The sequence below is a fragment of the Roseovarius sp. B08 genome (genome assembly GCF_051417955.1).
Classification (GTDB): Bacteria; Pseudomonadota; Alphaproteobacteria; order Rhodobacterales; family Rhodobacteraceae; genus Roseovarius.
The window spans coordinates 1,559,280-1,571,902 of sequence record NZ_JBPRLW010000001.1 but is presented as its reverse complement, the minus strand read 5'-3'; the positions used below and the strand labels follow the sequence as shown (position 1 = coordinate 1,571,902).

At 66.8% G+C, this 12,623-nt stretch carries 12 protein-coding genes and 1 pseudogene; 8 read left to right on the top strand and 5 right to left on the bottom strand.

The features are described from left to right. Positions 1 to 2: 2 nt before the first annotated feature. Positions 3 to 1,247 (bottom strand): sarcosine oxidase subunit beta family protein, encoded by a 1,245-nt coding sequence (locus ACSQ76_RS07965; protein WP_437156152.1) that lies wholly within the window; start codon positions 1,245 to 1,247, stop codon positions 3 to 5. A gap of 238 nt (positions 1,248 to 1,485) precedes the next feature. On the opposite strand from ACSQ76_RS07965, the gene ccmI reads away from it, so the two are divergent. Genes ccmI through ACSQ76_RS07950 form a run of 3 tightly spaced genes read left to right on the top strand, consistent with a single transcriptional unit; the run spans position 1,486 to position 3,430 of the window. Further along, a complete protein-coding gene (gene ccmI, locus ACSQ76_RS07960; protein WP_437156151.1) occupies positions 1,486 to 2,724 on the top strand; it encodes a c-type cytochrome biogenesis protein CcmI in 1,239 nt (412 codons plus the stop codon). Then, positions 2,721 to 3,197 (top strand): Holliday junction resolvase RuvX, encoded by a 477-nt coding sequence (gene ruvX, locus ACSQ76_RS07955; protein WP_437156150.1) that lies wholly within the window; start codon positions 2,721 to 2,723, stop codon positions 3,195 to 3,197. The genes ccmI and ruvX overlap by 4 nt, the downstream gene beginning before the upstream one ends. Continuing rightward, positions 3,194 to 3,430 carry a DUF1289 domain-containing protein gene (locus ACSQ76_RS07950; protein ID WP_437156149.1) on the top strand — a complete coding sequence of 79 codons (237 nt, stop codon included), beginning with the start codon at positions 3,194 to 3,196 and terminating at the stop codon, positions 3,428 to 3,430. Before ruvX ends, ACSQ76_RS07950 begins: the two co-directional genes overlap by 4 nt. A 272-nt stretch (positions 3,431 to 3,702) precedes the next feature. Here the strand turns inward: ACSQ76_RS07950 and ACSQ76_RS07945 are convergent, their stop codons facing one another. The 4 genes and pseudogenes from ACSQ76_RS07945 to ACSQ76_RS07930 form a co-directional block, all read right to left on the bottom strand. Continuing rightward, positions 3,703 to 4,485 carry a hypothetical protein gene (locus ACSQ76_RS07945; RefSeq protein ID WP_437156148.1) on the bottom strand — a complete coding sequence of 261 codons (783 nt, stop codon included), beginning with the start codon at positions 4,483 to 4,485 and terminating at the stop codon, positions 3,703 to 3,705. Then, positions 4,482 to 5,433, bottom strand: a pseudogene (gene dusA, locus ACSQ76_RS07940) (tRNA dihydrouridine(20/20a) synthase DusA). The gene ACSQ76_RS07945 and the pseudogene dusA overlap by 4 nt, the downstream one beginning before the upstream one ends. 387 nt (positions 5,434 to 5,820) lie before the next feature. Next, on the bottom strand, positions 5,821 to 6,495 hold the full coding sequence (locus ACSQ76_RS07935) for a TonB-dependent receptor domain-containing protein (protein WP_437156147.1): 675 nt from the start codon (positions 6,493 to 6,495) through the stop codon (positions 5,821 to 5,823). Continuing rightward, positions 6,456 to 7,865, bottom strand: a complete 1,410-nt coding sequence (locus tag ACSQ76_RS07930) for a TonB-dependent receptor plug domain-containing protein (RefSeq protein ID WP_437156146.1) — start codon at positions 7,863 to 7,865, stop codon at positions 6,456 to 6,458. The genes ACSQ76_RS07935 and ACSQ76_RS07930 overlap by 40 nt, the downstream gene beginning before the upstream one ends. 201 nt (positions 7,866 to 8,066) lie before the next feature. Between ACSQ76_RS07930 and ACSQ76_RS07925 the strand changes: the two genes are divergently transcribed. Genes ACSQ76_RS07925 through ACSQ76_RS07905 form a run of 5 tightly spaced genes read left to right on the top strand, consistent with a single transcriptional unit; the run spans position 8,067 to position 12,623 of the window. Continuing rightward, positions 8,067 to 9,119 carry a hemin-degrading factor gene (locus ACSQ76_RS07925; RefSeq protein WP_437156145.1) on the top strand — a complete coding sequence of 351 codons (1,053 nt, stop codon included), beginning with the start codon at positions 8,067 to 8,069 and terminating at the stop codon, positions 9,117 to 9,119. A 47-nt stretch (positions 9,120 to 9,166) separates the two neighbouring features. Then, complete coding sequence (locus ACSQ76_RS07920) at positions 9,167 to 10,012, top strand: heme/hemin ABC transporter substrate-binding protein (protein ID WP_437158177.1); 846 nt, start codon at positions 9,167 to 9,169, stop codon at positions 10,010 to 10,012. A gap of 3 nt (positions 10,013 to 10,015) precedes the next feature. Then, positions 10,016 to 11,083: a FecCD family ABC transporter permease gene (locus ACSQ76_RS07915; RefSeq protein WP_437156144.1), complete on the top strand. Its 1,068-nt coding sequence runs from the start codon at positions 10,016 to 10,018 to the stop codon at positions 11,081 to 11,083. Next, entirely contained in the window at positions 11,080 to 11,862 is a 783-nt protein-coding gene (locus ACSQ76_RS07910) for a heme ABC transporter ATP-binding protein (RefSeq protein ID WP_437156143.1), read from the top strand. The genes ACSQ76_RS07915 and ACSQ76_RS07910 overlap by 4 nt, the downstream gene beginning before the upstream one ends. An 11-nt stretch (positions 11,863 to 11,873) precedes the next feature. Further along, positions 11,874 to 12,623, top strand: a complete 750-nt coding sequence (locus ACSQ76_RS07905; protein ID WP_437156142.1) for a ChaN family lipoprotein — start codon at positions 11,874 to 11,876, stop codon at positions 12,621 to 12,623.

Genomic DNA, 12,623 nt, shown 5'->3' with positions numbered 1-12,623 from the left:
CATCAGTGCGCGACCCCGGCGGCAACGCTCTCATCGATGAACCGCCCTTCGTAGAACCGCTCCAGCCCGAATTCGGCCGTCAGCGGCGAATACCCCTTCGCCATCAACTCGGCAAAGCCCCAGCCCGAGCCCGGGATCGCCTTGAACCCGCCAGTGCCCCAGCCGCAGTTGATGAACACGTTCTCCACCGGCGTCTTCGACAGGATCGGCGAGCGGTCGCCGGTCATGTCCACGATCCCGCCCCACTGCCGCAGCATCTTCAGGCGGCTGATCATCGGGAAGGTCTCGATCAGCGCCCTGACCGTCTCCTCGATATGGTGAAAGCTGCCCCTCTGGGTGTAGTTGTTGTAATTGTCCGCACCGCCGCCGATCACCATCTCGCCCTTGTCCGACTGGCTCATGTAGCCGTGCACCGTGTTGGCCATCACCACCACGTCCATGCAGGGCTTGATCGGCTCGCTCACCAGCGCCTGCAGCGCGACGGACTCGATCGGCAACCGGAACCCGGCCATGTCGGCCAGATGCCCCGAATGTCCCGCCACGACGATACCAAGCTTGTCGCAGGCGATGTCGCCGCGGTTGGTGCTCACGCCCGTGACCTTGCCACCCTCGGTGCGGATACCCGTCACTTCGCATTTCTGGATCACGTCCATGCCCATGGCCGAGCACGCCCGCGCATAGCCCCACGCCACCGCGTCGTGCCGCGCCGTGCCGCCCCGCGCCTGCCACAGCCCGCCCAGCACCGGATAGCGCGGACCCTCCAGGTTGATGATCGGGCACAGCTCCTTGACGCGGCTGGGGCTGATGAACTCGGTCTTCACGCCTTGCAATGCGTTGGCATGCGCCGTCCGCTCGTACCCCCGCACCTCGTGCTGGGTCTGCGCCAGCATGATCACGCCGCGCGGGCTGAACATCACGTTGTAGTTCAGGTCCTGGCTCAGCGTCTCATAGAGGCTGCGCGACTTCTCGTACATCGCCGCAGAGGCATCCTGCAGATAGTTCGAGCGGATGATCGTCGTGTTCCGCCCGGTATTGCCACCGCCCAGCCAGCCTTTCTCAAGGATCGCCACGTTCCGGATCCCGTGGTTCTTGCCCAGGTAATACGCCGTGGCCAGGCCATGCCCGCCCGCGCCGATGATGATCGCGTCGTATTTCTTCTTCGGCTCCGGCGAGGCCCAGGCCCGCTCCCACCCCAAGTGATATCTCAGCGCTTCTTTCGCGACGGCAAAGGCGGAATAACGTTTCATCAGGCGGGTCTCGCTCATGGCACAGAATGGGTCCGGCGCGGCACAGATTCGCCCCCGCGCCGCATCATTGCCCCCGTATGTATCAGACGGGCCAGAACGCCGACACCTGATGCGGCACGAAAGGCCCGGTTTGCGACATGCCGCCGCCGATCCGCCCCTGCGACACCAAGGGCGACCACTTGCCCCTTTCGGTTTGGCCGCCCAATCGTTAAATCACCCCCGAAGACAGGGAGTTCACATGACATTCTGGGTGCTCGCCATCGCCTTGGGTCTCGCCTGTGCCGCCGTTCTCGGGCTGGTGCTGTTCCGTGGCCGTGTCGGCGACGCGCCGCCTGCCGCCTATGACCTTCAGGTCTACCGCGACCAGCTGAAAGAGGTCGACCGCGACCTCGCCCGCGGCGTCATCACCCCCGAGGATGCGGAGCGGACCCGCTCGGAAGTCTCCCGCCGCATCCTCGCCGCCGACGCCCAACTTCAGGCGACCGGACAGGCCGGCGCCCGGCCCGCCCTCCCGGGCAGGCTGTTCGCCGCCCTCGCCCTTCTTGGCCTCGTCGCAGGCGCCGGCTGGCTCTACACGCAGATGGGCGCGCCCGGCTATGCCGACATGCCCCGCACGGCACGCCTCGCCGCCTCCGACACGGCCCGCGCCAACCGCCTGCCCCAGGACGAGGCCGAAGCGCGCTTCGAGGCCTCCCAGCCCGTCAGCCCCGATATGGACGAGGTCGATCCGCAATATCTGGAACTCATGGAGCGTCTGCGCGAAGCCGTCGAAAGCCGCCCGGACGAGCTTCAGGGCTACGTTTTGCTGGCCCGCAACGAGGCCGCGCTCGGCAACCTTTCCGCCGCCGCGAAGGCCAAGGGCCGGGTCATCGAACTCAAGGGCGACGCCGCCAACGCCGGCGACTATGCCGAACTAGCCGACATGATGATCTCCGCCGCCGGCGGCTACGTCTCCGCCGACGCCGCCGAGGCCATTCGCGCCGCCCTCGCCCACGATCCGGCCGAGCCGCGCGCACGCTACTACATGGGTCTCTACATGATCCAGGTCGACCGCCCCGACATCGCCTTCCGCACCTGGGACCGCCTCTTGCGCGAAAGCGCTCCCGACGCCCCCTGGACCGCCCTCATCCGCCCCAGGATCGAGGAACTGGCCTGGCGCGCCGGCATCAACCGCTACGATCCCCCCGCAGAGAATGCCGCCCCCGGCCCCTCGCAGGGCGATATCGACGCCGCCGGCGACATGAGCGCCGAGGACCGCGCCACCATGATCCGCGGCATGGTCGACCGCCTCGCCGCCCGCATCGACGAGACCGGCGGCACCGAGGCCGAATGGGTGCGCCTCTCGAACGCCTATGCCGTGCTGGGCGATTTCGACGCGGTGCGCGACCTCATCGCCCGCGCGCAGGACCGCTTCGACGACCCCATGGTGATCGACACCATCACCAACGCTGCCAAGCAGGCCGGTTACTCCGAATGATCATCGAGGATTTCGCCGAATTCGCCGCCGCCCTGCCCGGCTTCCGGCCCCTGCTCGCGCTCGACCTCGGCACCAAGACGATCGGCGTCGCCGCCTCCGATGCGCTTCTGTCGTCCGCCAACCCGGTCGAGACCATCAAGCGCACCAAGTTCACCGCCGATGCCGACCGCCTGCTGGCCATCGCCGCCGACCGCACCGCCGCCGGGATCATCCTCGGCCTGCCCCGCAACATGGACGGCTCCGAGGGTCCGCGCTGCCAATCCACCCGCGCCTTCGCCCGCAACTTGGCGGCGCGCACCGACCTCGCAATAGGCTTCTGGGACGAGCGCCTGTCCACCGTTGCGGCAGAAAGAGCACTGATCGAGGCCGATTTGACCCGAAAGCGTCGCGCAGAGGTGATCGATGCCGTGGCCGCCGCGTATATCCTGCAAGGAGCGCTGGACCGAATCCGCCACCTGAAAGCCGAGACATGAACGACAACCCCGTCTGGAACCGCAACGAGATCGAAAGCCCTTGCGTGCGCATCTGCGTCGTCCACCCCGAGGCGCGGATCTGCACGGGTTGTTATCGCACCATCGACGAGATCGGCCGCTGGTCCAGGATGACGCCCGACGAGCGCCGCGAGGTCATGGCCGACCTGCCCGACCGCGCCGCCACCCTCACCAAGCGCCGCGGCGGCCGCGCCGCCCGGCTGAAGCGCGGCTGAACCCGCCCGCACGGACGGCCTCCCTCGGCGCACCGAAAAATTGCAATTTTTCGGCCCGGAATTTTGCAAAATTCCGCACCCCGCTCCGACGTCACGCCCAAAGCAACCCTTCAGGATAACGCCGCAACTATTGCGCCCCGGCAAACGCACCGTACGCTCTGTTCATTTCACCCTTCGGCCAATGGCACCGACGGAATACCACCCGGATACCGACGCGATACCGACACGGAATTCACGGTTTTCCCGGCGTTAACCGTCGAGTCGCCCGACCCTCAGGGCGCAGTCAGCCACTGATGGCCCAGGATCGGCCATTCGGGCCTGAAATAGACGATCATCCGCCCCTCGTCCGGTGCCTCCGCGCCGTCCTCCCACGGTGCCACGCCATGCAAGGCCAGCCGGTGAACGACATAAGCCTCCCCCGGTCTCGCCGGCAGCAGAACCCTCTCGCACGTGTCGAACACCTCCCGCCGTGCGGCCTTGTAGATATCCGTCAGATCGACCCTGTCCCACGCCTCCGGCGGCACGCCTTCCAGCGCCTCGGCAAAGGCCGCTCGCATCACTTTATGACTGCCTTCCCAGACACTTAGCGGGCTGGCGCCAGTGCCGCACTCCGTCACCGGCAACCCCAGGATATATGCGTGCCGCTCCTTCAGGAACCGCCGCCGGTCCGGCCCTTCCAGCAACAGCCCGTCCACATGCGCCGCGTCCCGCCGCAGCCTGTATCCGAACGCCGCGTCCCCCTCGCCCGCCTTGGGCCGGGGATAGCCCGGATACATCACCGACACCTGCCCCCGGTGCAGCGGAAGCCGCCCATAAAGCGCCGACACCGCCTCCCACGCCTCTCCCGTCAGCGACCCGGCCTCGCCCACGGCCCCGTCAGGCGCATTGGGCAGGGTCTCCACCCCCACGAACCACGTCCCTTCGCAATACATCCAGCGCTGTTCCTCAGGCGCTCTAACCCTCTCTTTCGCAACGGAAAACGCCGCCTCGACCCAGGCCTTCACGGCCGGTTCATACGCGAACCGCGCCCATCCCCTCTCAAGAAATTCCTTCACGCGGCGACCCCCGTCACCTGCGCCAGCGCCTCCTCGACCAGCGCCGTTCCGGCGCCCGGTTTCGTGGCGCGTTCCGACAGCACCCGCCGCCACGCCCGCGCCCCCCGGCTGCCCGGCAAAAAGCCCCAGCATGTGCCGCGTCACCTGATGCAGCTTACCGCCTGAAATCAAATGATTTTCGATGTAGGGCAGCATGGCCTTCACTGCCTCTTCTCCCGTCCGGTCCGGCCCCGGTTCGCCGAACACCCGCCGGTCAACCGCGCCCAGGATATCGACCGGTCGGTGATAGGCCGCCCGCCCCAGCATCACACCGTCCAGCCCGGCCTCCAGACGGGCCACCGCCGCGTCCAGCGTCTCAACCCCACCATTCAGCGAAATATGCAACTCCGGAAACTGCTCCTTCATGCGCGCCACAAGGTCATAATCCAGGGGCGGAACATCCCTGTTTTCCTTGGGGCTCAGCCCCTGTAGCCACGCCATGCGCGCATGAATGGCGAACCGCTGCACCCCCGCCGCGCTGACCGTTTCAAGGAACGCCGGCAACACCGCCTCGGGCACTTGGTCGTCCACCCCGATCCGGCATTTCACCGTCACCTCGACATCCACCGCCGCCTTCATCGCGGCGCAGCAGTCCGCCACCAGTTCCGGCTGTTTCATCAGCACCGCCCCGAAGGTGCCGGACTGCACCCGGTCGCTTGGACAGCCTACGTTCAGGTTGATCTCGTCATAACCGGCCTCCGCCCCCAGTCGCGCGGCCGCCGCCAGTTCTTCCGGCTCGGATCCTCCCAGTTGGAGCGCCACCGGATGCTCTTCCGGTGCATAATCCAACAGGTGCAGCGCCCCACCGCGTACCAGCGCGGGCGCCGTCACCATCTCGGTGTAAAGCAACGCGTTTCTCGACAATAGCCGATGCAGGAACCGGCAATGACGGTCGGTCCAATCCATCATCGGGGCGACAGAGAGGCGAGAGGCATGTTTTGCGTTTGGCGTCATATGCTTAAATCATATCTCAGCTTGCACTCACCGGCAGTGATTTCCTGTGGTTCCCGAAGATTTCCCTCGGTTTCCAAGGGTTTTTCGACCGCATCTGCTACCGAGTAGCATTATCCCCGCGCGCGCGTCACCTCCGAACCGGGTTTCGGCCGGACGATCATATATACAGAAGGATATCTTTCCAGCCGCGCAGCGGAATCCCGCGCGGCAATGACGCCATGCCCCGATAGAGCCGTGTCACCAGACACGGTGACGATCCCGCCAAGGACCGTCACCGCGGCATGGCGCGCGCAGGCCACACAAGCCCCGCCGAACCGCCTGACCCGAGACGCGGGCCGCGTCTCAGAACGCTTGCGTCAGCGACACCTTGAACGTCCGCCCCGGCGCCTTGCGCGTGGGAGAGGACAGGTGCCCGACATAATCCTTGTCGAACGCATTCTCGATCCCGAACCGCACCTCGGTGCCTTCCAGCCAATTGGTCTCGGGCCTCCACGTGGCGCGCAGGTTGTGTACCGTGGTGTCGCCCAGATCCGCGCCAAGCGCGTCGAACCGATCGGCAGCGTGCACCACCTCCCAGCTCAGGTCCAGGTCGTCACCGACCCGCTGACCGACCGTCAGCTGCAGCCGGTCGGCCGCACTGTTGCGCCAGGTATCGGAGGTGCCGTCGGGGTTGTATTCCCGCCCCTCGCCGACATGCCCCGCCAAATCGACGTAAAAGCCGCCCGCGGTGCCATAGGACGCCTCCAGTTCCAGCCCCTCGGTCGTTACGCCGTCAAGATCGGTCCCGGTCACTCCGGCCACGGTATAGGTGGTGATATCCCACAGTTTCGTCTGGTAGAGGTTGCCGCGCACGGTGAACGAGTCACCTGCCGCGAACACGTCGGTGCCGGTATAGGCGGCGCCGATCTCGAACGTATGCGACTTTTCCGTCATGGCCAGCCGCCGCTGCGAGGTGGGCGTGGCATCGAGGTCGTCAATCAGCGGCAGACCTTCGGTATAAGCCGCGCTGCCGAACAACGAGAACCCGTTGCCGAAGTCATAGGCCAGCGCCAGCCCCCCATCAGCGCGTCGTTGCTGTAGCTGTCGGGCACCCCGGCCAGCGGCGCCGAGCTTTCGATCTTTGAGCTTTCATAGCGCAGCGCCGGCGTTACCGTCACCGGCCCGATCGTCATCTCGTTCACCATGAACGCGGCAAAGCGGTCGTCGGTGCCGCCCGGCGCGGCGGCCGCATCCAGGCGCTTCTTGTGAATGCCTTCGATCCCCGCCAGCATGTCGTGCTCCACCTGCCCCGTCGTGAAAAGCGCCCGGTTGGAAATCGTCAGCTTGGTCGTCTCGTAGCGGTTGTCTGCACAGATCACACCAAAGAACGGGTTGGCGCAGAACACGTCCACCGGCTGCCCGCCCTGGAAGGGCGAGCTTCCGTCGATATAGGTCGTGTCGATTTTCTGGTCGGCATAGGACAGGTTCGCCCGCAGGTCGATCAGGTCGCTGAGCGGATTGAAGCGATATTCGACGGTCGTCTGTTTCGTGTCGGTGAGGCGATCGACCCGGCCAAAGCTGCCCGCCGTCGTCTCGAACTGATCATAGGGCACGTCCTTGTCGTCGGCCTCGGTCCGCGAATGGCTGAACATCAGCGAATGCGCGTCTTCCTGCCCAAAGGTGAACCGGGCCTTGGCCAGGAAAGACGGCGTATTGAAGGAACTGTTACCGATCTTCGTGCCGTCGCCGGCTTCCAGCGTGCCTTGGTCACGCCAGGTATAGTTCAGCAGGAACTCGGCTCCCTTGGCGGGCATCCACGCAAGGTTCGTCGAACTGGTGAAGCCATGTCCGTTCGAGCTGAACTCCAGCGTCTGCGACCCGCCAAAACCGGGCAGCCCGCCGGTGAAATCCGATGCGTCCTTGGTCTCCAGCTTCACGACTCCGCCAACGATGCCCGACCCATAGGCGAAGCTGCCGATCGTGCCACGGATCACCTCGACTTCCTTGTAGAGCAGCGGGTCGGTGAACAGCTGCGTGCCAAGCCGATAGATCTCTTCCGACCCGACCGAGGCGCCGTCGATCTGCACCGCGATCTTCTGGTCCGAGCCGTAAGTGGTGTTGGCCCCGAACCCGCGGATATTGATCCCCGACCCCTGCGGCGTGGTGCCGTTCACCAGCGTGACCCCGGGAACCGAGTCAATCAATTGCGCGACCGTGCTGGCCTGCCGGTCCTTGATTTCCTCTTCGTCTACGACTGTCCTTGGCAGCGCCGTGCCGAATGTCAGATCCCGTTTGCCGGGGGTCAGGACCAGGGTCCCCAAAAAGCCGGGCTCTTCCTGCGCCATGGCCGTTCCGGCCAGGGAGAGGCAGACGAGCGCGGTCGTCCCACGCATGAATGTGGTAAGCATGAACGCCATCCTTCTTGCACGTTTTTCACCGGTGCTTGCGAAGGGCTGGCGCGGTAGATTGATTGATTGCGATGCACATCATCGCGATGGGTTGCACCGTTACTCTTAACCGACTAAAACAGTCAAGTACTTAGTCGACAGCCACGCTCCACAGCATCGCGAGCCAAGCCATCGGACCCAGCTTCATTCCGAGGATGCCCAATGAGCGAGCGATCTGCCCCCACCCCCGATTCGATACGCGCCTTTCAGGCCGACAACCCCAAGATGCGCACCCGCGATCAGGCCGATGCGCTGGGGATTCCAGAGGCGCAGCTTGTCGCCGCCCATGTCGGGCGCGGCACGGTGCGGATTGCCGCGCATCCCGACCGGATCATCCCGGCCGCCGAGACGCTGGGCGAGGTCATGGCCCTGACGCGCGTCGAGGCCTGCGTGCACGAGAAAGTCGGCGAATACGGCAACTACCATCCCGGCGAACATGCCGCGATGACCCTGACGGAAAATATCGACCTGCGGATCTTTCAGTCGCACTGGGTTCACGCCTTCGCCGTGGAAGCCCCGTCGGATGACGGCCCGCGCCGGTCGCTCCAGGTGTTCGACGCCGCCGGCGACGCCGTGCACAAGATCCACCTGCGCGAAGCCTCGTATCATGACGCTTGGGCGGGTGTCCTCAAAGACCTCACGCATGAAGACCAGACCGAAGGTCAGACCGTCGCCGCGCGCAAACCCGTCGAGGCCCCGAAATCGCGGCCCGACAAGCTCGACATCCTGCGCGAGGAATGGGCGCGCCTGACAGACACGCACCAGTTCCTGCGCCTGTGTTCCAAGCTGAAGATGAACCGTCTCGGCGCCTACCGCATCGCGGGCGCGCCCTTCGTGCGACAGCTCGATCCCACCGCGGTCGATGCGGTGCTGCACGCCGTGCGCGATGCCGGGATCGAGATCATGCTCTTCGTCGGCAACCGCGGCTGCATCCAGATCCATTCCGGCCCGATCCGCACCCTGCGCCCGATGGGGCCGTGGCAGAACGTGATGGACCCCGGATTCAACCTGCACCTGCGGCGCGACAAGGTGGCCGAGGTCTGGGCCGTCGAGAAACCCACCCAACGCGGCCCCGCCATCTCGGTCGAGGCGTTCGATGCCGAAGGCGGCCTGATCTTCCAGACCTTCGGGCTGGGCAAGGAAGGGCGCGATTCGCGGCCCGAATGGGGCCGGATCGTCGCGGATCTGCCTTCGCTTGAAGAGGTGCCGGCATGATGTGCAGCAAGTCGACAGGCGCCGCGATTGCCGCGATCTGCACCTCGATGGTCGGGGCCTTCGTCGCCCTGGCCGTCAGCGCGCAGCAGGCCGAAACCCCCGCCAATCCACATGCCGAGATCCTGTCCATCGGCGGCGCGGTGACCGAGATCGTCGCCGCGCTGGGGCAGGACCACCGGCTGAAGGCGCGCGACACCACCTCGACCTACCCGCCCTCGGTGCAAGACCTGCCCGACGTGGGCTACATGCGCGCACTCTCGCCCGAAGGCGTCCTGTCGGTGGGCCCGACGCTCATCATATCGGGCGAAGGCGCCGGCCCGCCCGAGGCGCTGGACGTGATCCGCGCCGCAGATGTTGAGTTCGTCGAAGTGCCCGACGCCCTGACCACCGACGGCATCCTGCGCAAGATCGACATCGTGGGCGAGGCACTCGAAGTGCCGGACCGGGCCGATGCGCTCGCCGCCAAGGTCGAGGCCGAGATGCAGACAGCCATCGAGGACGCCCGCCGCCCCGAGGCCGACAAGAAGCGCGTGCTGTTCGTGCTGTCGACTCAAGGCGGCCGGATCAACGCCTCGGGCACCGGCACCGCCGCCGACGCGATCATCCGCATGGCCGGCGGTGTGAATGCGATCTCTGAATTCGAAGGCTACAAGCAGGTCACCGACGAGGCGATAGGCACCGCCGCGCCTGACGTGATCCTGATGATGGACCGCACAGGCGATCATGCCGCCGACGATGATACGCTCTTTGCCATGCCCGCGATCCGGCTGACGCCCGCGGCACAGGACCGCGCGGTGGTGCGCATGGACGGCCTTCTGCTGCTGGGCTTCGGCCCCCGCACCGCGACGGGCATCCGTCAGCTGAACGCCGCACTTTACGAAACGGACAGCTAGACCATGGCCGCCCTCACTGATATCGACGCCGCCCCACGTGACCGCGCATCCCGCGCCCGCGTCCTGCATTGGGCGCTGGCGGCCGCGTTGGTCCTCGTGTCCCTCGCCAGCCTCCAGGTGGGCGCGACCGACGTAACCCTCTCGAACCTCGCGGCCAAGCTGGCGCGGGGCGAGGCGCTGACCCAGATGGACCGCGTCGTGCTGTGGGATATTCGGCTGCCGCGCCTCGCCATGGGCGGCCTTGTCGGCGCGGCACTCGCGGTGTCGGGGGCCGCAATGCAGGGGCTGTTCCGCAACCCGTTGGCCGATCCCGGTATCGTCGGCGTGGGCGCCGGCGCCGGGCTGGGCGCCATCCTCGCTATCGTTCTGGGCGGCCTGCTGCCGCCCTGGGTGAACACCCTCACCGGCAACCAGCTGACGGCCTTCGCCGCGTTTCTCGGCGGCTGGGGCTCGACCCTCCTGCTCTACCGCGTCGCCACGCGCCACGGGCACACGTCTGTGGCCACGATGCTGCTGGCGGGCATCGCGCTCGGGGCGCTGGCCGGGGCGGTCTCGGGTATCCTGGTCTATATCGCCGACGACACGCAATTGCGCGACCTCACCTTCTGGGGCCTCGGCTCGCTGGCCGGGGCCAGCTGGGCCAAGGTACTGACGGCAGGGCCGATGATCCTGCTGGCCATCGCCGCCGCGCTGACGCTGGGGCGCGGCCTGAACGGCCTGGCCCTGGGCGAGGCGACGGCGGCCCATATCGGCGTCAGCGTCCAGCGTCTGAAATCCATCGCGATCCTCGCCGTCGCTGCGGCCACGGGCGCCGCCGTCGCCGTCTCCGGCGGCATCGGCTTTGTCGGCATCGTGGTGCCGCACCTTCTGCGGCTCGCCTCCGGCCCCGACCACCGCACGTTGCTTCTGAACTCGGCACTGCTTGGCGCCATCCTGCTGATCCTCGCGGACGTCATCGCACGGGTCGTGATCGCCCCCGCCGAACTGCCCATCGGGATCGTCACGGCGGTGCTCGGGGCGCCGGTCTTTCTGTGGATCCTGCTGACACGCCGGGGGCTTGCCGACCTATGAGCTTCACCGCCGAAAACATCCGCGTCTCCTATGGCAGCCGCGAAGCTCTGCGCGGCGTATCGCTGATAGCCGATCCGGGCAAGATCACGGCCATCGTCGGCCCCAACGGCTCGGGCAAGTCCACCCTGCTCGGCGCGATGACGGCCTCCCTGCGCCACAACGGCGCGGTCCGCCTGAACGGCCGTGACGTCGCGGCGATGAAACCGTGGGAACTGGCCGCCGAACGCGCGGTGTTGCCACAAGCGGCGCGCCTCGCCTTCCCGTTCACGGTGATCGAGGTGGTGCGCCTCGGTCTGCAATCGGGCTCCGCCGGCGACCGCCCCGAGGTGCCCGTACAGGCCCTCTCCCGCGTCGGCCTTGCCCATTATGCCAACCGCACCTTTCAGGAGTTGTCCGGCGGCGAGGCGCAGCGCGTCATGCTGGCCCGCGTGCTCGCCCAGGTCTGGAGCCCGGTCGAGCATGGCCGCCCCCGCTGGCTGTTGCTGGACGAGCCGGTCAGCAGCCTCGATATCGCGCACCAGTTGCAGGTGATGGAGATCGCCCGCAGCTTCGCCCGCGCCGGCGGCGGGGTCATCGCCGTCATGCACGACCTGAACCTGACGGCACTTTTCGCCGACCGCGTCGCTGTCCTGTCCGAAGGGCAGCGTCTGGCCTTCGGCACGCCGGCCGAGGTGCTGACCGATGCCACCCTGTCGCGGGCCTATGGCTGCGAGCTGCGTGTTTGCTCTCCACCGCCCGTCGGTGTGCCCTATATACTGCCGCACGCGGCCTCTGCCTGAAAGGATACCCGGTGCGCCTAGCCATTCTCTCGCTCTGCCTCGCGGCCCCCGCGCTGGCCCAGCCCGCCGCGGATATCGTCATCCTGGGCGAGGTGCACGACAATCCCGACGCCCATCTGGGCCAGGCCGCGGCGATTGCCGAATTGCAACCCACTGCCGTCGTCTTCGAAATGCTGACCGCCGACGAGGCCGCCCGCGTCGATGTCGATCGGTCGCTGGCCGAAGAGGCATGGACCGCCAGTGGCTGGAGCGACTTCGACATTTACGCCCCCATATTCGATGCGCTGAGCGAGGCCCGGATCATCGGCGCCGCGGCTCCGCGGGACAGCGTGCGCACGGTCTATACCGAAGGTGCCGCCAAAATCTTCGGCCCCGACGCCGCGCTTTATGGCCTGGACACGGCCCTGCCAGCGGATCAGCAAAGCACCCGCGAGGAGATGCAGTTCGCCGCCCATTGCGAGGCCATGCCCCGCGACATGATGGCCGGGATGGTCGCCGTGCAACGCTACCGCGACGCGGTGTTCGCCCGCGCAGCACTCGAGGCGCTCGAACGCCACGGCCCGCCCGTTGCCGTGATCGCCGGAAACGGCCATGCCCGCACCGACTGGGGCATTTCCGCGATGATTGCCCGTGCGGCCCCTGAAGTCACCACGCACTCCATCGGCTTCGTGGAGGCCGAAACCAACGGGCCATTCGACGAAACCCGTATCGTGCCCACGGCCCCGCGCGACGACCCCTGTGCTACCCTCACCAACCAGTAA

Bases quoted from the DNA above. Each gene is read 5' to 3' on its own strand.
- ACSQ76_RS07965 (WP_437156152.1), bottom strand. From the start codon at position 1,247: ATGAAACGTTATTCCGCCTTTGCCGTCGCGAAAGAAGCGCTGAGATAT.
- ccmI (WP_437156151.1), top strand. From the start codon at position 1,486: ATGACATTCTGGGTGCTCGCCATCGCCTTGGGTCTCGCCTGTGCCGCC.
- ruvX (WP_437156150.1), top strand. From the start codon at position 2,721: ATGATCATCGAGGATTTCGCCGAATTCGCCGCCGCCCTGCCCGGCTTC.
- ACSQ76_RS07950 (WP_437156149.1), top strand. From the start codon at position 3,194: ATGAACGACAACCCCGTCTGGAACCGCAACGAGATCGAAAGCCCTTGC.
- ACSQ76_RS07930 (WP_437156146.1), bottom strand. From the start codon at position 7,865: ATGCTTACCACATTCATGCGTGGGACGACCGCGCTCGTCTGCCTCTCC.
- ACSQ76_RS07925 (WP_437156145.1), top strand. From the start codon at position 8,067: ATGAGCGAGCGATCTGCCCCCACCCCCGATTCGATACGCGCCTTTCAG.
- ACSQ76_RS07920 (WP_437158177.1), top strand. From the start codon at position 9,167: ATGGTCGGGGCCTTCGTCGCCCTGGCCGTCAGCGCGCAGCAGGCCGAA.
- ACSQ76_RS07915 (WP_437156144.1), top strand. From the start codon at position 10,016: ATGGCCGCCCTCACTGATATCGACGCCGCCCCACGTGACCGCGCATCC.
- ACSQ76_RS07910 (WP_437156143.1), top strand. From the start codon at position 11,080: ATGAGCTTCACCGCCGAAAACATCCGCGTCTCCTATGGCAGCCGCGAA.